The sequence below is a fragment of the Nocardioides bigeumensis genome (genome assembly GCF_039531755.1).
Taxonomy (GTDB): domain Bacteria; phylum Actinomycetota; class Actinomycetes; order Propionibacteriales; family Nocardioidaceae; genus Nocardioides; species Nocardioides bigeumensis.
Genome location: NZ_BAAAQQ010000011.1, coordinates 600,661 through 619,116, shown reverse-complemented (window position 1 = coordinate 619,116; position 18,456 = coordinate 600,661). Strand labels below are relative to the sequence as shown.

Annotated in this window: 18 protein-coding genes; 12 read left to right on the top strand and 6 right to left on the bottom strand. The window is 71.1% G+C overall.

Annotated elements, in window-relative coordinates; all coding sequences use genetic code 11:
• Positions 1-5: 5 nt before the first annotated feature.
• Positions 6-1,181: a heparan-alpha-glucosaminide N-acetyltransferase domain-containing protein gene (locus tag ABD295_RS12000; RefSeq protein WP_344303956.1), complete on the top strand. Its 1,176-nt coding sequence runs from the start codon at positions 6-8 to the stop codon at positions 1,179-1,181.
• On the opposite strand, the gene arfB is transcribed toward ABD295_RS12000, so the two are convergent.
• Together arfB and ABD295_RS11990 are read right to left on the bottom strand one after the other, a co-directional pair.
• Positions 1,147-1,590 carry an alternative ribosome rescue aminoacyl-tRNA hydrolase ArfB gene (gene arfB / locus ABD295_RS11995; protein ID WP_425574052.1) on the bottom strand — a complete coding sequence of 148 codons (444 nt, stop codon included), beginning with the start codon at positions 1,588-1,590 and terminating at the stop codon, positions 1,147-1,149. The genes ABD295_RS12000 and arfB overlap by 35 nt on opposite strands.
• Positions 1,583-2,020: a CoA-binding protein gene (locus ABD295_RS11990; RefSeq protein ID WP_344303955.1), complete on the bottom strand. Its 438-nt coding sequence runs from the start codon at positions 2,018-2,020 to the stop codon at positions 1,583-1,585. Before ABD295_RS11990 ends, arfB begins: the two co-directional genes overlap by 8 nt.
• 621 nt (positions 2,021-2,641) lie before the next feature.
• Between ABD295_RS11990 and ABD295_RS11985 the strand changes: the two genes are divergently transcribed.
• Both ABD295_RS11985 and ABD295_RS11980 read left to right on the top strand, forming a co-directional pair.
• Positions 2,642-3,850, top strand: coding sequence for an acyl-CoA dehydrogenase family protein (locus ABD295_RS11985; RefSeq protein ID WP_344303954.1), 1,209 nt, complete (start codon positions 2,642-2,644; stop codon positions 3,848-3,850).
• 23 nt (positions 3,851-3,873) lie between these two features.
• Complete coding sequence (locus ABD295_RS11980) at positions 3,874-4,704, top strand: PaaX family transcriptional regulator (protein WP_344303952.1); 831 nt, start codon at positions 3,874-3,876, stop codon at positions 4,702-4,704.
• On the opposite strand, the gene ABD295_RS11975 is transcribed toward ABD295_RS11980, so the two are convergent.
• Positions 4,701-5,120, bottom strand: a complete 420-nt coding sequence (locus ABD295_RS11975) for a RidA family protein (protein ID WP_344303951.1) — start codon at positions 5,118-5,120, stop codon at positions 4,701-4,703. The two genes, ABD295_RS11980 and ABD295_RS11975, sit on opposite strands and share 4 nt — an antisense overlap.
• Before the next feature lie 103 nt (positions 5,121-5,223).
• On the opposite strand from ABD295_RS11975, the gene ABD295_RS11970 reads away from it, so the two are divergent.
• The 5 genes from ABD295_RS11970 to ABD295_RS11950 are packed head-to-tail and all read left to right on the top strand — an operon-like array spanning position 5,224 to position 11,389.
• Complete coding sequence (locus ABD295_RS11970; protein WP_344303950.1) at positions 5,224-5,895, top strand: fumarylacetoacetate hydrolase family protein; 672 nt, start codon at positions 5,224-5,226, stop codon at positions 5,893-5,895.
• Positions 5,896-5,929: 34 nt separating this feature from the next.
• Positions 5,930-6,415, top strand: coding sequence for a cupin domain-containing protein (locus ABD295_RS11965; protein ID WP_344303949.1), 486 nt, complete (start codon positions 5,930-5,932; stop codon positions 6,413-6,415).
• Positions 6,412-7,353 carry an acyl-CoA thioesterase gene (locus ABD295_RS11960; RefSeq protein WP_344303948.1) on the top strand — a complete coding sequence of 314 codons (942 nt, stop codon included), beginning with the start codon at positions 6,412-6,414 and terminating at the stop codon, positions 7,351-7,353. The genes ABD295_RS11965 and ABD295_RS11960 overlap by 4 nt, the downstream gene beginning before the upstream one ends.
• Before the next feature lie 23 nt (positions 7,354-7,376).
• Complete coding sequence (locus ABD295_RS11955) at positions 7,377-8,993, top strand: AMP-binding protein (RefSeq protein WP_344303947.1); 1,617 nt, start codon at positions 7,377-7,379, stop codon at positions 8,991-8,993.
• Positions 8,990-11,389 (top strand): bifunctional salicylyl-CoA 5-hydroxylase/oxidoreductase, encoded by a 2,400-nt coding sequence (locus ABD295_RS11950; RefSeq protein ID WP_344303946.1) that lies wholly within the window; start codon positions 8,990-8,992, stop codon positions 11,387-11,389. The genes ABD295_RS11955 and ABD295_RS11950 overlap by 4 nt, the downstream gene beginning before the upstream one ends.
• A gap of 22 nt (positions 11,390-11,411) precedes the next feature.
• Here ABD295_RS11950 and ABD295_RS11945 read toward each other — a convergent pair whose 3' ends face one another.
• Complete coding sequence (locus ABD295_RS11945) at positions 11,412-12,038, bottom strand: helix-turn-helix transcriptional regulator (protein WP_344303945.1); 627 nt, start codon at positions 12,036-12,038, stop codon at positions 11,412-11,414.
• Between the two features lie 109 nt (positions 12,039-12,147).
• Between ABD295_RS11945 and paaK the strand changes: the two genes are divergently transcribed.
• On the top strand, positions 12,148-13,431 hold the full coding sequence (gene paaK, locus ABD295_RS11940) for a phenylacetate--CoA ligase PaaK (protein WP_344303944.1): 1,284 nt from the start codon (positions 12,148-12,150) through the stop codon (positions 13,429-13,431).
• A gap of 25 nt (positions 13,432-13,456) precedes the next feature.
• On the opposite strand, the gene ABD295_RS11935 is transcribed toward paaK, so the two are convergent.
• Both ABD295_RS11935 and ABD295_RS11930 read right to left on the bottom strand, forming a co-directional pair.
• Entirely contained in the window at positions 13,457-13,627 is a 171-nt protein-coding gene (locus ABD295_RS11935) for a hypothetical protein (RefSeq protein ID WP_344303943.1), read from the bottom strand.
• A 58-nt stretch (positions 13,628-13,685) separates the two neighbouring features.
• Positions 13,686-14,933 carry an LCP family protein gene (locus ABD295_RS11930; protein ID WP_344303942.1) on the bottom strand — a complete coding sequence of 416 codons (1,248 nt, stop codon included), beginning with the start codon at positions 14,931-14,933 and terminating at the stop codon, positions 13,686-13,688.
• A gap of 146 nt (positions 14,934-15,079) precedes the next feature.
• Between ABD295_RS11930 and ABD295_RS11925 the strand changes: the two genes are divergently transcribed.
• Genes ABD295_RS11925 through ABD295_RS11915 form a run of 3 tightly spaced genes read left to right on the top strand, consistent with a single transcriptional unit; the run spans position 15,080 to position 18,454 of the window.
• Positions 15,080-16,552 carry an LCP family protein gene (locus tag ABD295_RS11925; protein WP_344303941.1) on the top strand — a complete coding sequence of 491 codons (1,473 nt, stop codon included), beginning with the start codon at positions 15,080-15,082 and terminating at the stop codon, positions 16,550-16,552.
• Between the two features lie 16 nt (positions 16,553-16,568).
• A complete protein-coding gene (locus ABD295_RS11920; RefSeq protein ID WP_344303940.1) occupies positions 16,569-17,543 on the top strand; it encodes a glycosyltransferase family 2 protein in 975 nt (324 codons plus the stop codon).
• Complete coding sequence (locus tag ABD295_RS11915; RefSeq protein ID WP_344303939.1) at positions 17,543-18,454, top strand: glycosyltransferase family 2 protein; 912 nt, start codon at positions 17,543-17,545, stop codon at positions 18,452-18,454. Before ABD295_RS11920 ends, ABD295_RS11915 begins: the two co-directional genes overlap by 1 nt.
• Positions 18,455-18,456 lie beyond the last annotated feature (2 nt).

The following is an 18,456-nucleotide window of genomic DNA, read 5'->3' as shown; positions in this document are numbered from 1 at the left end:
CGCCGATGACCGCTCCGACCGGCTCGGCACGGCTGGTCGGTGTCGACGTCGCCCGCTGCCTGGCGCTGCTCGGCATGATGGCGACCCACCTGCTGCTCGAGACCGACCTCGACGGGTCCATCTCGGCCGCGCAGTGGCTGGCCGGGGGCCGAGCCTCGGCGCTGTTCGCCGTGCTTGCGGGCGTCAGCATCGCGCTGATGACGGGCGGGAGGGAGCCCGCCCGCGGTCGTGAGCGGCGCGCACGGGCGGCGGGGCTGGTGGTGCGCGCCGGTCTGATCGCGTTCCTGGGGCTGGTCCTCGGTGAGGCCGGGTCGGGGCTGGCGGTGATCCTCACCTACTACGGGCTGCTCTTCGTGCTCGCGCTGCCCTTCCTGGCGCTGCGGGCGCCTGCGCTGCTGTCGCTCGGCGCGGTGTGGGTCGTGGTGGGCCCTCTGCTCAACACGGTCGTGCGCGACCACCTGCCGTTCCGGGGTGCCGAGAGCCCGCGCTTCGACCAGCTGACCGATCCGGGTCGGCTGCTCGGCGAGCTGCTGTTCACCGGCTACTACCCGGTGCTGCCGTGGCTGGCGTACCTGCTCGTCGGGATGGGGCTCGGGCGGCTCGACCTGCGCGTACGCCGGGTGCAGGCGACGATCGCCGTGGCCGGCGCGATCCTGGCGGTGGTCGCGACGCAGCTCTCGCACTGGCTGACGGCACAGCCGCGGGTGCAGGCTGCGCTGCTGGGCGGCCCTGGCGACATCGACCTGCTGCTGGCTGAGATCCAGCTCGGCATGTTCGGCACCACGCCCAAGGGCGGCTCGTGGGCCTGGATGCTGGTCGTCGCCCCGCACTCGTCGACGCCCTTCGACCTCGCCCAGACGATCGGCAGTGCGGCGCTCGTCATCGGCACCTGCCTCCTGCTGGTGGGCCTGGTCTCCAGCTGGGAGGTCGGCCTGCGCTTCGTCCAGGTGTTCTTCGGCGCGGGTGCGATGACGCTGTCGCTCTACACGCTGCACGTCTTCATGCGGACGCCGGAGATCCCGCCCGCCGAGGAGCCGGACGCCTACCTGTGGCACGTCCTGGTGGTGCTCGGCACGGGCGCGGTCTTCGCGGCCGGGCGGCACAAGGGGCCGTTGGAGTGGGTCGTGGCGCAGGTGTCCGGGTCGGTCACTCGCCGCGTACGGTCCCGCGCAGCGTCTTGAGGTTGCCCCGCCGCCGCTTGGCCTCGAGCCGGCGTACGCGGGCGGAGCGGGACGGCTTCGTGGGCCGTCGAGGCGGCGGCGGGGGAGCCAGGGCGGCCCGCAGCAGGTCGGCGAGCCGCTCGCGGGCGGCCACCCGGTTGCGGTGCTGCGAGCGGTGCTCGGTCGCCACGACGACCAGCCGGCCACCGGTCAGCCGCGTCGCGAGGGCCTGCTCGGCCCGCCGCCGCTGCACCTCGTCGAGCGCCGACGTGGTGTGCAGGTCCCACTCGAGCTCGACGCGGCTGTCGGAGGTGTTGACCGACTGGCCGCCCGGCCCCGAGGACCGCGAGAACCTCTCGACGAGCTCCGCGTCCGGGATGGTCAGCCCGGCGGGGAGACCCGGTCCCGGCGGGACGCGGAGGTCACGCACCCTGCTCCTCGCGGGGGACCGGCCGGCGCCGCCACTCGATGGCCGGGCAGGTGTCCATCACCATCGGGACGCCCGCCGCCCACGTCCTCTCGAAGGCCGCGACGTCGATGACGCCGAGCTGGAACCACACCGACCGAGCGCCGACGGCCACCGCCTGGTCGGCGAACTCACCCGCGAACTCCGAGCGCCTGAAGACGTCGACCACGTCGATCGGGAACGGCACGTCGGCGAGCGTCGCGTACCCCTGCTCGCCCAGCACGACAGGAGCGTCCGGATGGATCGGCACGATCCGCTTGCCCCGCCGCTGCAGGAGCTCCGCGATGGAGTACGCCGTCCGGTCGTTCTTGCCCGACAGCCCGACCACCGCCCAGGTCTTGTAGTCGTCGAGCATCGTCTCGACGGTCTCCGGGTCCTGCCAGCTGCGGGTCACCCCACCACGGTATCCAGGCGCTGCGACGCCGGTGGTCGAGCAGCGAGCTTGCGAGCGGCAGTGTCCCGGTGGTCGAGCAGCGGCCGGCGAGCGGCTGTGCCCGGTGGTCGAGCAGCGAGCGGCGGTGCCCCGGTGGTCGAGCAGCGAGCGAAGCGGTGCCCCGGTGGTCGAGCAGCGAGCGGCGGTGCCCCGGTGGTCGAGCAGCGAGCGAAGCGAGCGGATAGTCGAGACCACCATCACGGTGGCGGTGGTGACGGGTCCTGGGTGGTGGCGCGCCGATAGGCAGCAAGAGGGAGCGGTGGGCTCTGTGTTGCGGTCTCCGCCCACCCCGGTGGTCGAGCAGCGAGCGAAGCGAGCGGATAGTCGAGACCACCATCACGGTGGCGGTGGTGACGGGCGGCGGGTGGTGGCGCGCCGATAGGCAGCAAGAGGGAGCGGTGGGCTCTGTGTTGCGGTCTCCGCCCACCCCGGTGGTCGAGCAGCGAGCTTGCGAGCGGTCGGGTCGTCCGGGAGCTACCTCGCTCGCTCGACTTCGGAAAGGCCGAACGCTCGCACCCGATGAGCAATGTCACGGCGACTTGCACTCTCGTGGGCAAGTTACCCGCACGTAGAATCCGGCACATGAGTGACCAGCCGATGACGGGGTTTCCGCTGTACGGACTGTCGGAGGAGCACCAGGCGATCCGCGAGGCCGTGCGCGAGCTGTGCGAGGCCAAGGTGGCGCCGTTCGCCGCCGAGGTCGACGAGCAGGCGCGCTACCCGCACGAGGCGGCGGCGGCGTTGAAGGCGGCCGACTTCCACGCGCCGCACGTCCCGGAGGAGTACGGCGGCGCCGGGGCCGACGCGCTGGCGACGGTGCTCGTGATCGAGGAGATCGCCCGCGTGTGTGCGTCCTCGAGCCTGATCCCGGCGGTCAACAAGCTCGGTTCGCTGCCGGTGATGCTGGCGGGCTCGGAGGAGCTGAAGAAGACGTACCTGACGAAGCTCGCCGCGGGTGAGGGCGGCTTCTCCTACTGCCTGTCCGAGCCCGAGGCGGGTTCGGACGCGGTGTCGATGAAGACCCGTGCGGTGCGCGACGGCGACGACTGGGTGCTGTCCGGGGTGAAGCGGTGGATCACCAACGCGGGGTCGGGAGAGGACGAGTCGGCGTACTACACGGTCATGGCGGTGACCGAGCCCGACCTGCCCCCGAAGGAGAAGGCCCGGGGCATCTCGGCGTTCGTGGTCGAGCGCTCCGACGAGGGCGTGTCGTTCGGGGCGCCGGAGAAGAAGCTGGGCATCAAGGGATCGCCGACCCGCGAGGTGTACCTCGACAAGGTGCGGATCCCCGGTGACCGGATCATCGGCGCCGAGGGCACCGGCTTCGAGACCGCCATGCGCACCCTCGACCACACCCGCATCACGATCGCCGCCCAGGCGGTCGGCATCGCCCAGGGTGCGCTGGACCACGCGATCACCTACGCCGGCGAGCGGCAGCAGTTCGGCAAGCCGATCAGCGACTTCCAGGGTCTGCAGTTCATGCTCGCCGACATGGGCATGAAGGTCGAGGCGGCCCGCCAGCTGACCTACGCCGCCGCAGGCCGGTCCGAGCGCGGCGACAAGGACCTCACCTTCTTCGGTGCCGCGGCGAAGTGCTTCGCCTCCGACGTCGCCATGCAGGTGACCGTCGACGCGGTCCAGGTGCTCGGTGGCTACGGCTACACGCGCGACTACCCGGTCGAGCGGATGCTGCGCGACGCGAAGATCACCCAGATCTACGAAGGCACCAACCAGGTGCAGCGCGTCGTGATGGCCCGCCAGTTGCTCGCAGGCATCCAGTCCCAGCTCTGAGAACCCGCGTACATTCTGCGGTCGTGACCCCGCCGATGACCCCGCCGATGACCCCGCCGACCCCGCGCGCGCTCATCATCACGGTCTTCGGGCTCTACGTGCGCGACCTGGGCGGCTGGATCAGTGTCGGCCGCCTCATCGAGCTGATGGACCACGTCGGCATCGACGCCCAAGCCGTGCGGTCGTCGGTGTCCCGGCTCAAGAAACGCGGCATCCTCGTGGGCGACCGCCGCGACGGCGTGGCGGGCTACGGCTTGTCGGAGTACGCCGAGAGCGTGCTCGCCGAGGGCGACCGGCGCATCTTCCGACGTGAGCAGCCGCAGGACGCGGACTGGGTCCTCGCCGTCTTCTCGGTGCCCGAGTCCGAGCGCGCGAAGCGGCACGCCCTTCGTGCCCGGCTGACCTGGCTCGGCTTCGCCACCATCTCGTCGGGCACCTGGATCGCGCCGGCGCACGTCGCGGACGACACCCGCCTCGTGCTCGCGCGGGACGGGCTCGAGCGCTACGTCGAGCTGTTCCACGCCGACCATCTCGGGTTCGGTGACGTCGGGAGCCTCGCGGCGAAGTGGTGGGACCTGCGCGGCATCGACGCGCGCTACCGCGCGTTCGCCGCCGAGTGCGAGCCCCTGCTGCGGCGCTGGGAGCGCGTCGGCGCGTCGGCTGATCGCGCCGAGGCGGCGTTCGCCGACTACGTCCGGGTCCTCACCGCTTGGCGCGAGCTTCCTTACCTCGACCCCGGCCTGCCGCCGGAGCTCCTGCCCGCCGACTGGGCGGGTGCTGCCGCGACCCGGCTCTTCGCCGCCGTGCAGGAGCTGCTGGAGCCCCAGGCGCGGGAGTACGTCACCGGCTCCTAGACGCCAGGTCGCACGAGCCGCTCGTCGGGGACGACCGCGACCCCCATGATCTCGATGAGTGCCTCCGGCTGCCACAGGGCGGTCGTGCCGATCCCCGCCATCGCGGGATAGCTGGTGCCGGCCAGCTCACGCCACACGCTGCCGATCTCCTTGCCGTGGGCCTGGTAGTCGGGGATGTCGGTGAGGAAGATCGTGATGCTCACCAGGTCGCCCGGCTCTCCGCCGACCTCGGCGAGGGTGGTCAGGACGTTGCCGAACGCCTGCCGGAACTGCTCGACGATGCCACCGGGGACGATCCGCATCTCGGCGTCCAGGGCGGTCTGCCCGCCGAGGTAGAGCGTGTTGCCGGACAGGGTGCCGTGGGAGTAGCCGTGCGGCGTGGGCAGGGCAGCAGGGTTGACCGGGATGGGGCTCACAGCACGATTCTCCTGTCGCGGGGTGTTCCGTATCAGGCGACCTTATGACATATTTGCGACGATCGTGACGATGGCGCTACATCAGCGCCGGACGGGAGTCGGCATGCCGCCTGGAGCTGGCGTCGAGCTGCCCTTCCCGACCCCCGGCAAGGTCATCTGCTGCGGGCTCAACTACGCCGACCACATCGCCGAGTCCGGCCGCGAGCCGCCGGCGTACCCCACGCTCTTCGCCAAGTACGCCGACACGCTGGTCGGTCCGACCGACGACATCGTGCTGCCGAGCGGGCTTGACGTCGACTGGGAGGCCGAGCTCGCCGTGGTGGTCGGCGCCGAGCTCCGCGGGGCCGACCGGGACGCGGCGGCCGCGGCGATCGCCGGCTACACGGTGGCCAACGACATCTCGGTCCGCGACTGGCAGTCCCGCACGCTGCAGTGGTTCCAGGGCAAGGCGTGGGACCGCAGCACGCCCGTCGGCCCGGTGGTGGTGACACCCGACGAGGTGGACCCCGTCGCCGGGCTGGAGATCTCGTGCCGGGTCAACGGCGAGGAGGTCCAGCGCGCCAACACCCGGACCCTCGTCTTCGACTCCGCCGACCTGCTCGCCTACATCTCGACGTTCACCGTGCTCCGCCCCGGCGACCTGGTGCTCACCGGCACCCCGGGGGGTGTCGGCATGGCCCGCGACCCCCAGCAGTTCCTCGCCGATGGTGACGTCGTCGAGACCGAGATCGCCGGCATCGGCACGCTGCGCAACACCGTCCGCTTCACCGACTGACCGACCATCCGACCCAGCTGCGAGGAGAGACCGCATGGAGCCCGACTTCAGCAAATATGAGCTCGAGGGCGACAACTCGACGTACGCCGGCCCCTCCGGCCTGGTGGTGCCCGTGGTCACCCGGGCCGGCCAGGAGGTCGGTGACACCGGTCAGTCGACCGGGGCCTCGCGCATCTCCGGGGTGAGCATCCAGCACACCCCGGCCACCAGGCTCTGGTTCGGCAAGGTGCGCAACGAGGGCGGTTACCGCTCCGTGCCCCACCACCACGGTGAGGCCGAGACCGGTGGCTACGTCCTGTCCGGCCGAGCCCGGATCTACTTCGGCGAGCGCTTCGAGGACTACCTCGACATGGAGGAGGGCGACTGGGTCTTCGTGCCGCCGTTCATGCCGCACGTCGAGTGCAACCTCGACCGCAACAACCCGCTCACCTGGATGACGACCCGGACCCCGGAGAACATCGTGGTCAACCTGCCCGAGGTCGCCGACGGCGAGCTGCGGGACTGGACGGACCGCCCGTGACCGACGCGCACGGCACCTCGGCCGTCCTCACGGCGGCGCTCGAGCTCACCGAGCAGGAGCCGCAGCACCTCGACCTGGCGTTCACCGCCGTGAGCCAGCCGTGCCCGTGGCCCAAGGCGTACGGCGGCGACATGGTCGGGGCCGCAGCGGCGGCCGCGATGCGCTCGGTCACCGACGGCAAGACCATGCACTCGATCCACAGCTACTTCCTGCGGCCCGTCGACATCGGCGCCGAGGTGCTCTACGAGGTCGAGCTGCTGCGCGACGGTCGCGGCTACTCCACCCGGCAGGTGCGCGCCTACCAGAACGGCAAGCAGGTCTACGTCTGCCTGGTGGGCTTCGCCGTGGGCGACCCTGCCGCCGCCGAGTTCGGTCCCGAGCCGCCGGACGACGTGCCCGACCCCGAGTCGCTCCCGTCGTCCGCGGCGTACCTCGAGCCCTTCGAGCCAGGCGGCTCCAGCACGATGACGGCGGAGTCGAAGGCCTACTGGAGCGCCGGTCGCAGCTTCGACATGAGGCACGTGCAGGGGCCGGTCTACCTGCGCGTCGAGGGTGCGGCGTCGCCCCAGCAGGCGCTCTGGGTGAAGCCGTTCGACCCGCTCCGACCGGTGCCGGGCCTGACCGACGAGCAGCGCGACCTCGCGGCGCTGGCCTACGTCTGCGACTACACCATCCTGGAGCCGGTCCTGCGGGTCCTCGACCTGCCCTGGGCGGCGCCCGGGCTGGTCACCGCCAGCCTCGACCACGCGATGTGGTTCCACCGTCCGGTGGCCGGCGCCTTCGACGGCTGGCTGCTCTACACGCAGGAGGCGGAGTCCGCGTCGTCCGGTCGCGGGCTCGGCCGCGGCCGCTTCTTCACGCCGGACGGTCGGCACCTCGCCACCGTCCTGCAGGAGGGCATGATCCGGCCGGCCAACCCCGAGATCGGGGCGCGCTGATGGAGCTGTCGCCGAGTACTCACGTGGACACCTTCACCCGTGACCACCTGCCGCCCGAGGACTGGTGGCCGGTCATCGAGCTGACGACCGACGCGCTGCAGTACCCCGACCGGCTCAACGCCGGGGTCGAGCTGGTGGACGTGCCGGCGCGGCGGGTGGGCGACGACGTGCCCGCGCTGCGTACCCCGGACGGCACCGTGTGGACCTACGGCGAGCTGCGGCTGCGCTCGGACCAGGTGGCGCAGGTGCTGGTCGAGGACCTCGGGCTGGTGCCCGGCAACAGGGTGCTGCTCCGCTCGCCGAACAACCCGTGGACCGTGGCCGCCTGGCTCGGCGTGCTCAAGGCTGGGGGAGTGGTCGTGACCACCATGGCGGCGCTGCGCGCTCGCGAGCTCGGGCCGATCGCGACCAAGACCCAGCCGGTCGTGGCCCTGGTGGACCACCGGTTCGCCGAGGACGTGCGGACGCTCGCCGGCTCCGTCGCCCCCGAGCTGGCCGTCGTCACGTTCGGCGCGGACACCGCCGACGACCTGACGCGTCGGGCCAAGGCCAAGGCGGGCTCCTTCGCCGCCGTGGCGACCGCGGCCGACGACGTCGCGCTGCTGGGTCCGACCTCGGGCAGCACGGGAGTCCCCAAGATCACCATGCACTTCCACCGCGACGTGCTCGCCATCGACGACACGTTCGGACGCACCCTCCGCCTCGGCCCCGGCGACGTGGTGGCCTGCACCGCTCCGCTGGCCTTCACCTTCGGGCTGGGCATGCTGGTCGTCTTCGCGCTTCGCGCCGGTGCCTGCGCGCTGCTGACCGAGGCGGCCACGCCCCAGGAGCTCGCCGACCTGGTCGTCGAGCAGGGTGTCACGGTCCTCGCGACCGCGCCGACGGCCTACAAGCAGATCCTGAAGGCGGGCAGGATCGGGCAGCTGCGAGGTCTCCGGGTGGCGGTGAGCGCCGGCGAGCACATCCCCCAAGGTGTCTGGGAGCAGATCCGCGACGAGATCGGCCTGGAGGTCGTGGACGGCATCGGCGCCACCGAGATGCTGCACATCTTCATCTCCACCATCGGCCACCCTGTCCGGCCGGGTGCGACGGGCAAGCCCCTGCCGGGCTACCGCGCCACCGTGCTCGGACCGGACGACCGACCAGTAGCGCCTGGCGAGAAGGGCCGCCTCGCCGTCATCGGTCCGGTCGGCTGCCGCTACCTCGACGACGAGCGCCAGCAGGCGTACGTCGTCGACGGCTGGAACGTCACCGGTGACACCTTCCGCGTCGACGAGGACGGCTACTTCCACTACTGCGCCCGCACCGACAACATGATCGTCTCCTCGGGCTACAACATCGGGGCGCCCGAGGTCGAGGCGGCCGTCGACGACCACCCCGACGTGGTCGAGTCCGCCGTCGTCGCCGAGCCGGATGCGGAGCGCGGCTCGATCGTGTGCGCCTTCGTCGTCCTCAAGCAGGGCGTGCCCGGCGACGCGGCCAAGGTCAAGGAGATCCAGGACTTCGTGAAGAGCCAGATCGCGCCCTACAAGTACCCGCGCGACGTGCGCTTCGTCGACGCGCTGCCGCGCAACGCCAGCGGCAAGCTCCAGCACTTCCGCCTCCGTGAGGCGCTCTCGTCAGGGGAGGCGACGTCGTGAAGGTCGCGATCGCCGGTGGCGGACCAGGCGGGCTCTACCTCGCCGCCCTGCTCAAGCAGCTCGACGCCACGCACGACATCACGGTGTGGGAGCGCAACGCGCCCGACGACACCTTCGGCTTCGGTGTCGTCTTCTCCGACGAGACCTTGGGGGCCGTGGACACCGCCGACGCCGAGATCCACCGCCGCATGGCGAGCAGCTTCGCGCGCTGGACCGACATCGACGTCGCCCTCTCCGACGAGCACGGTGGCCGTCAGGCCTTCACCGTCGGCGGCCAGGGCTTCGCCGCGATGGGGCGCAAGGACCTGCTCCGCATCCTGCAGGAGCGGGTGGCGCAGCTCGGGGTGACCGTGCACTTCCGGACCGAGGCACCCGATGCCGACACCCTTCGCCAGGACCACGACCTCGTGGTGGCTGCCGACGGGCTCAACTCGGTCGTGCGGACCAAGTACGCCGACGCCTTCAAGCCGTCCCTCGACCGGCGCCGCAACAAGTACATCTGGTTCGGCACCGATCTGGTCTTCGAGGCGTTCCAGTTCTTCGTCAAGCAGACGCGGTGGGGCACCATGCAGATCCACGGCTACCCCTACTCCGACCAGGGCTCGACCTTCATCGTCGAGATGCACGAGGACGTGTGGCGACGCGCCGGGTTCGACCGCACCGAGGGCGACGCGTTCCCGCCTGGTGCGTCCGACGAGCACGCGGTCGAGCGGGTCGGCGAGATCTTCGCCGACGAGCTCCAGGGTCACCGCGTCCTCACCAACAACTCCAAGTGGCTCAACTTCCACACCGTGCGCAACGAGCGCTGGTACGACGGCAACGTGGTGCTGCTGGGCGACGCCGCGCACACCGCGCACTTCTCGATCGGCTCCGGCACCAAGCTCGCGATGGAGGACGCGCTCGCCCTGGCCGCCTGCCTGCACGAGCAGCCGTCGGTGGGCGCCGCCCTGGCGGCGTACCAGGAGGAGCGCAAGCCGGTGGTCGAGTCGACCCAGCGCGCAGCCCAGGCGTCGATGGAGTGGTTCGAGAACATCGGCATGTACGCCGACCAGGACCCCGCACAGTTCGTCTTCAACCTGATCACCCGCTCGCGCCGGATCACCTTCGAGAACCTCAAGGACCGCGACCCGGGGTTCGCCGCCCGGATGGAGGAGGAGTTCGCCCGTCACGAGGGGGCGCCGGAGGTGGTCCCCGCGATGTTCCAGCCGACCGAGATCGGCGGGCTGCGGCTCAAGAACCGCGTGATCCTCTCGCCGATGGACATGTACGTCGCCGAGGAGGGCCTGCCGACCGAGTTCCACCTCGTGCACCTGGGCTCCAAGGCGCTGGGCGGCGCCGGCCTGGTGATGACCGAGATGACCTGCGTCTCGCCCGAGGGCCGGATCACCCCCGGCTGCCCGGGCATCTGGACCGACGAGCAGCGCGACGCCTGGAGGCGGATCGTCGACTTCGTGCACGCAGGGACGACCGCGCGCATCGGGATGCAGATCGGTCACTCGGGCCGGAAGGGCTCGACCCAGCTGATGTGGGAGGAGATGGACCAGCCGCTGCCGGAGGGCAACTGGGAGGTCGTGGGGCCGTCACCGCTGGCCTACGGGCCCGGCTGCCACGTCCCGCGCGAAGCCACCCGTGCCGATCTCGACCTCGTCGTCGAGCAGTTCACCGACGCGGCCAGGCGAGCGGTCGCGGCCGGTTTCGACCTGGTCGAGGTGCACGCCGCCCACGGGTACCTGCTGTCGTCGTTCCTCTCGCCGATCTCCAACCAGCGTCGCGACGCCTACGGCGGCTCCCTGGAGAACCGGCTGCGGTACCCGCTCGAGGTCTTCGACGCGGTCCGAGCAGAGGTGCCTGCCGAGATCCCGGTGACCGTTCGCATCTCGGCCCACGACTGGGTGCCCGACGGCAACACCGAGGAGGAAGCGGTCGAGATCGCCCGGGCGTTCATCGAGCACGACGCTGCGGCCATCGACGTCTCGTCGGGCCAGGTGTCGGCCGACGAGAAGCCGGCGTTCGGCCGCTCCTACCAGACGCCGTTCGCCGACCGGATCCGCCACGAGGTGGCCAGGGCCGCCGGCGTCCCGGTCATCGCCGTCGGCGCGATCTCGTCGTACGACGACGTCAACTCGATCCTGCTGGCCGGCCGGGCCGACCTCTGCGCGCTCGGCAGGCCGCACCTCTACGACCCGCAGTGGACGCTGCACGCGGCGGCCGAGCAGGAGTACGCCGGCCCGGGAGCCGAGTGGCCGCTGCCGTGGCAGGCCGGGCGACGGCGGCCGCCGACGTCACGCACCGACAAGGTGCCGCCCCGGCTCTCGATGCTGCGCGACGAGGGTCAGGACCTGGTCCACGTGCGCTGGCAGCCAGGCAGGTCGAAGCCGGCGCAGACCGCTCAGTAGAGCGGGCGGCAGGCGACGGCGCTCAGCTCGCCGTGCTGAGGCCGGTCTCCTCCGGCTCGGACAGGTAGCCGTTGCGCACGCCCCACACGACGGCCTGCGCGCGCGAGCCGGCGTCGATCTTGCGGTAGGTCGAGCGGATGTAGGACTTGACCGAGTTGATGCTGAGGTTGAGGTAGAAGGCGATGTCCTCGTTGCTCAGGCCGTTGGTGATCAACCGGATCACGCTGGCCTCGCGCGGCGTGAGCGGCGACTGGGCGAGCGGGCTCGCCGTGACGGACTCCTGCCGCGGGCTGAGCTCGACGACGACGTGGCCGGCGTGGATGCGCTCGATGGCGAGCACGAGCCGGTCCGCGGCCAGGTGCTTGGTCAGGCAGCCGCCGATGCCGTGCTCCTTCGCGAGGGTGACCAGCGCTGCGGAGACGTCCCAGACGTAGAAGGCCAGCCGACCGCGCTCGTGGCGGGTCAGCGCCTCCTCGAGGTCGACGACCGTGGGGTCGATGAGCGTCACGTCGGCGGGTGAGCCGGATGTGACGAGATGGATGCGGTCGGCGTAGGGAGACAGCATGGCCGCGAGGCCGTGCGTCACGAGCTCGCTGTCTGTGGACAGCGCCACGCGCAGGCCGGCTGGGGTGTCCGAGTCGCTGTGCATGTGACCTAAGTACCCCACCCGTGAGGGGGGCATACATGCTCACCCCTACGAATCTCTGCTCCCCACATGGGGGTGGCGGCTCCCAGGCACGCGGGGCACCCTGTGGGGCATGCAGCCCGGAAGCGAGCCTGGAGCGATCCCCGACCTGACCCGAGCCCAGCTCGAAGAGCTCCAGCTCGAGCGGCTGCGCGACACGCTCGCCCGTGCCTACGCGCACGTGCCGCACTATCGCGCCGCCTTCGACGCGGCCGGCGTCCGACCGCAGGACGTGCAGCGGCTGGCGGACCTGGCGCACTTCCCGTTGACGACCAAGGCGGACCTGCGCGACAACTACCCGTTCGGGATGTTCGCGGTCCCGCGGGACCAGGTCCTGCGCCTGCACGCCAGCAGCGGCACGACGGGTCAGCCGACGGTGGTCGGCTACACCGCAGCGGACATCGACACCTGGTCGGAGGTCGTGGCCAGGTCGATCCGCGCCGCGGGTGGTCGTCCAGGCGACCTCGTGCACGTCGCCTACGGCTACGGCCTCTTCACGGGCGGCCTCGGCGCGCACTACGGCGCCGAGCGTCTCGGCTGCACCGTGGTGCCGGTCAGCGGCGGCATGACCGAGCGTCAGGTGCGGCTCATCGCCGACTTCCGGCCTCGGGTGATCATGGTGACGCCGTCGTACTTCCTCTCGATCCTCGACGAGATGGAGCGCCAGGGGCTGGACCCGAAGGCGTCGTCCCTGGAGGTGGGGATCTTCGGCGCGGAGCCGTGGACCGACGAGATGCGGCGCGAGGTCCAGGAGCGCAGCGGCATCCGCGCGGTCGACATCTACGGGTTGTCCGAGGTGATCGGCCCCGGCGTCAGCCAGGAGTCGGGGGAGACCCAGGACGGGCTGCACGTCTGGGAGGACCACTTCCTCCCCGAGGTGATCGACCCGACCACGGGGCAGGTGCTGCCGGACGGCGAGGAGGGCGAGCTGGTCTTCACCAGCCTGACGAAGCAGGCGATGCCCGTGGTGCGATACCGGACCCGCGACCTGACGACGCTCGAGCCGGGGACGGCGTACCCCGCCTTCCGGCGGATGCGGAAGGTCACCGGCCGCACCGACGACATGATGATCGTGCGCGGCGTCAACGTCTTCCCCAGCCAGATCGAGGAGCAGCTGCTCACCGTCGACGGGCTCGCGCCGCACTACCTCTGCGTGCTGGAGCGACCGGGCAACCTCGACGAGCTGACCGTCCTGGTCGAGGCTCGTCCCGGAGCGGGGGACCGGGACGTCCTGGGCCGGACGCTGGCTGGGCTCGTGAAGAAGCGCGTCGGGGTCACCGCGCGGGTCGACGTCGTGGATCCGGGCTCGCTGGAGCGCAGTCTCGGCAAGGCGCGGCGGATCGAGGACCGCCGGTGAACCGGTGGTCGAGCCGAGTCGAGACCTAGACCGGGTCGCCCTCGTCCTGGGCGTACTCCGGGTCGACCCGGTTGGGCTGCTCCTCAGGATCGTCGTCGACACGGTCGGCGACGTCAGCGGCGTCGAGGTCCTCCGCGGTGTCCTCCAGCCCCTCGACCTCGATCGGCGGCTCGTGCTCGCTCGGTGGGTGCGTCATCTCGGCAACGTACGACGCGAGCCGGCCGGTTCGGGACATCCGTGGGGGTGACCCACGGTCAGCGGGGCGGCAGCCCCGAGGGCGTGCAGAGCTGCTTGGGCACGTCGGCCGTCTCGTCCTGGGCGATCAGGTCGAAGAGCCGCTGGGAGCGCTCCTCGTCCCAGTTGACCGCCAGGTCGCGGATCGGCACCCCGCAGGTGAGGCCGGACTTGCCGTCCACCCGGGTCATCGCGATGGCGAACTTGCCCATGTCGTAGGGGTTGGTGCCCTCGCTGACCTTGAAGAAGTCGGGCATCGCGGTGTTGAGCCGGTAGTAGCGCAGGGGGTTCAGCACGGACCACGGCGAGACCGCCTTGTCACCCACGGCGGAGACGACCTCGCGCTGGTGCTTGGCCCGGTCGATGTCACCCAGGCTGGAGGTCTTGCGCGAGCGGGCGTACCCCAGCGCGACCTTGCCGTCGGCGTCCTGGCAGCCCTTCTCGATGTCGAGGTTGGCCTGCGGGTCCTTCATCGCCTCGGTCGGGCAGATCTCGATGCCGCCGACCGCGTCGACGACGCTCACGAAGCCGCCGAGCCCGATCTCGACGTAGTGGTCGATGCGGATGCCGGTGGCGCCCTCGAGGGTGCGGACGAGGAGCTGGGGCCCGCCGTAGGCGTACGCCGCGTTGACCTTCCTCACCCCGCGGCCCGGGATCTCGACGAGCGAGTCGCGGGGGATCGACATCAGCAGGTTGGGGCCCGACCCGGTGTGCAGCAACATGATCGTGTCGGTGCGCTGCCCGACGTCCCCGCCGAGGTTGTTGTCCTGGCGGTCCTCGTCGCTGAGGTCGGCGCGGGAGTCGCTGCCGACGAGGAGGTACGTCGTCCCGGGCTGGTCGTCAGGGCGGGCGCCGTTGGGCTCGGCATCGACCTTCTCCACCTTCGACCACGACCAGAGGGGCACGGCGACCAGGAAGACCAGCCACAGCAGGAGCACCCACTTGACCATCCCGAACCGCAGGCGCGGCCGCCAGCGGCGGGTCCGCGGCTCCGGCGGGGGAACGGGGGTCTGCTGGCGCCAGGGCGGCGGGTCGTTGCTGCCGCCGCGCCCGCTACCTCCGCCAGGGGCAGGTTGCGCGCGGGGCTGGACCGGCATCACGCGGGTCTGGTCGGGACGCCCGGACCCGGCGCTGGGGATCACGCGCGTCTGGTCGTCCGTGCCTGACGAGCCGCCGTGTCCGCCCTGACCGTAGAGCCAGTCGTACTCGGGGGTGCCCTCTTCAGGGCCGTCCCCTCCTCGAGAGGACCCCCGAGGTCGGTTCTTCATGCGCCCGACGCTACCGGCCGGGGCCAGGCACCTAGCCGTGTCACCGGTCCCGGCGCGTCGTGCGTCGATGTGACGGGTGTGACTGGTGATACTGGGCGGGCTACTTCTTCCCCAGCTTCTCCGAAACCAGATGGGTGCCTTCCCCGATGCACCAGACCGTCAAGGAGCGCGCCACGCGCGTCCGTTTCCGACGCGCTGTCGCGCTGATGGTGATGACGTTGCTGGTCCCTGGGTCCGCCCAGCTGCTCGCGGGCAACAAGCGGGTGGGCCGGATCGCCCTGTGGACCTGGATGGCCGTCCTGTCGACCGGTCTGCTCACCCTCCTGCTCAGCGCCGTGTGGCACGGAGCGGCCTTCTACCTCGTGTCGAACACGATCCTGCTCCTGGTCCTGCGGCTCGCGCTGATGGCCTCCGCGATCGGGTGGGTGCTGCTGTTCATGGACGCGTGGCGGCTCGGCCAGCCGCTCGAGCTGCAGCAGAACCACCGGCTGGCCATCGTGGGGATCAATGGCTTCCTCAGCCTGACCACCGCGGCGGTGCTGCTCTTCGGCGCGCACCTGGTCGGGGTGCAGCGCGACTTCATGCTCACGATGTTCGGCAACGGCGAGGTCACCGACGCGCACGCCGGCCGCTTCAACGTGCTGCTGCTGGGCGGCGACGCGGGTGCCGGGCGCACCGGCCTGCGACCCGACTCGATGACCATCGCGAGCATCGACGCCGAGACCGGGCGGACAGTGCTGGTCAGCCTGCCCCGCAACCTGTCGAACTTCCCCTTCCGTCAGGGCTCCGTGATGGACCGGCAGTTCCCCGACGGCTGGACCTGCGACACCTGCTACCTCAACGCGGTGAGCACGTGGGCGACCGACCGGCCCGAGCTCTTCAAGCACCCCGAACGCGCCGGGGTCGAGGCCACGATCCAGGCGATCGAGGGCATCACCGACCTGCGTATCAACTACTGGGCGATGGTCAACCTCGAAGGCTTCCGCGAGCTCGTCGACGCCGTCGGCGGCGTCGAGCTCAACGTCCGCTCCCGGATCCCGGTCGGCGGCCTCGGCTCGGACGTGACCGGCTACATCGAGCCCGGCGTGCGCACCCTCGACGGTCACGACACCTTGTGGTTCGCGCGTGCCCGCGAGGGTTCCGACGACTACTCGCGGATGGCGCGCCAGAAGTGCGTGATGAGCGCCATGCTGCGTCAGATCTCCCCGCAGACGGCGCTGACGAACTTCCAGGCCATCGCGTCGGCGTCCTCGGAGATGGTCTCCACCAACGTGCCGGCCAGGGAGGTCGACCGCTTCATGGCGTTGGCCCTCGAGGCCAAGTCGCAGAAGATCTCCACCGTCTCCCTGGTGCCGCCGACGATCATCACGAGCAACCCCGACATCGCGCTGGTGCGACAGATGATCGCCGACGCGATCACCCGCGCCGAGGGCGGCACACCGGAGTCCGACCGGGCGCAAGCCGCTCCGGCTGCCGACTCCGGGGACACCTCGACGGCCGCCCCCGCGCCGAAGCCGAAGAAGCAGAAGGGCCCGGCGCCGGTCACCGGCGGCTCGGTCGGCTCGCTCAGCGACGGGTACGCCGCCAACCAGGCCGAGGACCTCGCCGCGTCCTGCTGACCCATAGGCTTGACGGGTGACTCCCGACGGCGACCAGCGCATCATCGCGGTCGTCGTCACCTACAACCGGCTGGCCATGGTCCGGCGGCTGGTGGAGCGGCTGGTCCAGGTGCCGCGCGTCGACGAGGTGCTCGTCATCGACAACGCGTCGCGCGACGGCACGGGCGACTGGCTGGCGTCCACGCTGGTCGAGGAGGTCGCCGAGCGGACGGGTCTGGGCGGGCGCCGGTCGGGTGTCTCCGGCGCGCCACGCGTGCGGCACCGCACGCTGCCGACCAACCGGGGCGGGGCGGGTGGCTTCCACGACGGCCTGGCCTGGGCGATCGACCGGGGGGCCGACCTGGTCTGGCTGATGGACGACGACGGGCTCCCCGACCCCGACTGCCTCGGCAAGCTGCTGCTGCGCGCCGACCTCGACTTCTGGGGTCCGGCGGTCGTCTCCGAGGACGACCCCAGCAAGCTGGTGTTCCCGATCCGGCTCCCAGGCTCGTCCAAGGTCGTCCACGACCTCGCTGCGGTCGAGGCGGCCGCCACCGACGGGTTGATCCGTGACGTGGTGATCCCCTTCAACGGCGTGCTCGTCACCAAGGAGCTCGTCGACCGGATCGGTCTGCCCAAGGAGGACTTCTTCATCTGGGGCGACGACGTCGAGTACCTCTGGCGGGCCCGCGAGGCAGGAGCCCGCTGCGCGACGGTGGTCGACGCGCACGTGCGCCACCCGGCCACCGACGACCTCGGCACGCCGATGATGCGCGGCCTGACGACGTACAACCACAGCCCGAGCGACCTCAAGCACTACTGCATGGCCCGCAACAACCTGGTCAACCTGCGCGACTACCGCGGGACGCCGCACGCGCTCGCGTTCGTGGCCAAGACCCTGTGGTTCTACTCCTTCACCCGGCCGAGCGCTGCCCGGCTGCGGCTCTCGGCGCGGGCGATGTGGGCGGGTCTGCGGGGCGACTTCACAGGACATCAGCGGTACCTCTCGTGATGGCCACGGAGTCGGTGGCGGTCGTCGTGGTCACCTACAACCGCGCCGACCTGCTCGAGCGGATGCTGGCCGGCCTGACCGCCCTGGAGACCCGGCCGGATGCGATCTACGTCGTCGACAACGCCAGCACCGACCACACCTCCGACGTGCTCGACCAGGCCACCAACTTCGGCCTGGTCTCGATGCGGATGCCCGAGAACCTCGGTGGCGCCGGCGGCTTCCACGCAGGGATGAAGGCGGCGTACGACGCCGGCTTCGACCGCATCTGGCTGATGGACGACGACGTCGTGCCTGCTCCGGACTGCCTGACCGTGCTGCTGGGGTACGACGAGGCCTGCCTCCTCGCCGCCCGGGAGAACCTCGCGGGCCGGCTGGTCGAGAAGTCGGCCGTGCGCTTCGACCTGCGCAACCCCCTGGCGGTGCGGCCGAAGACGGCGAGCGTCGACTCGACGTACGCCACGCGCGCGTCCATGCCGCCGCTGGTGGAGATCGAGAACATCGCGTTCGAGGGCTTCCTGGTGCGCCGCGAGGTGATCGCGGCGATCGGGCTGCCCGACGAGTCCTTCTTCATCTTCTACGACGACGCCGACTTCGCGATCCGGGCCCGCAAGGCCGGCTTCCGCATCTGGGCGGTCCGCGACGCCGTGCTGGTGCGGCAGCTGGAGTTCGACCAGCAGCACGCGCTGGACTCGTGGAAGGGCTACTACATGTACCGCAACCTCTTCGCGGTGCACTTCCGCTACGGCGAGAACCCCCTGGTGCGGGCGAAGCCCTACCTCATCGCCGCCGGAGTCACGCTGCTCAGCCCCCTGCGCGGAGGTCGGAGCGAGGCGCGCAACGTCCTCAAGGCCATCCGGGACGCCCGTGGGATGCGCGCCACGCCCTCACGGGAGCCGGTCCAGCCCACCTGATC

Excerpts from the sequence above, each read along its gene's own strand:
- ABD295_RS12000 (WP_344303956.1), top strand. The coding sequence starts at position 6 with ATGACCGCTCCGACCGGCTCGGCACGGCTGGTCGGTGTCGACGTCGCC.
- ABD295_RS11925 (WP_344303941.1), top strand. The coding sequence starts at position 15,080 with ATGCACCAGACCGTCAAGGAGCGCGCCACGCGCGTCCGTTTCCGACGC.
- ABD295_RS11930 (WP_344303942.1), bottom strand. The coding sequence starts at position 14,933 with ATGAAGAACCGACCTCGGGGGTCCTCTCGAGGAGGGGACGGCCCTGAA.
- ABD295_RS11965 (WP_344303949.1), top strand. The coding sequence starts at position 5,930 with ATGGAGCCCGACTTCAGCAAATATGAGCTCGAGGGCGACAACTCGACG.
- ABD295_RS11985 (WP_344303954.1), top strand. The coding sequence starts at position 2,642 with ATGAGTGACCAGCCGATGACGGGGTTTCCGCTGTACGGACTGTCGGAG.
- ABD295_RS11945 (WP_344303945.1), bottom strand. The coding sequence starts at position 12,038 with ATGCACAGCGACTCGGACACCCCAGCCGGCCTGCGCGTGGCGCTGTCC.
- ABD295_RS11935 (WP_344303943.1), bottom strand. The coding sequence starts at position 13,627 with ATGACGCACCCACCGAGCGAGCACGAGCCGCCGATCGAGGTCGAGGGG.
- ABD295_RS11970 (WP_344303950.1), top strand. The coding sequence starts at position 5,224 with ATGCCGCCTGGAGCTGGCGTCGAGCTGCCCTTCCCGACCCCCGGCAAG.
- paaK (WP_344303944.1), top strand. The coding sequence starts at position 12,148 with ATGCAGCCCGGAAGCGAGCCTGGAGCGATCCCCGACCTGACCCGAGCC.
- ABD295_RS11915 (WP_344303939.1), top strand. The coding sequence starts at position 17,543 with ATGGCCACGGAGTCGGTGGCGGTCGTCGTGGTCACCTACAACCGCGCC.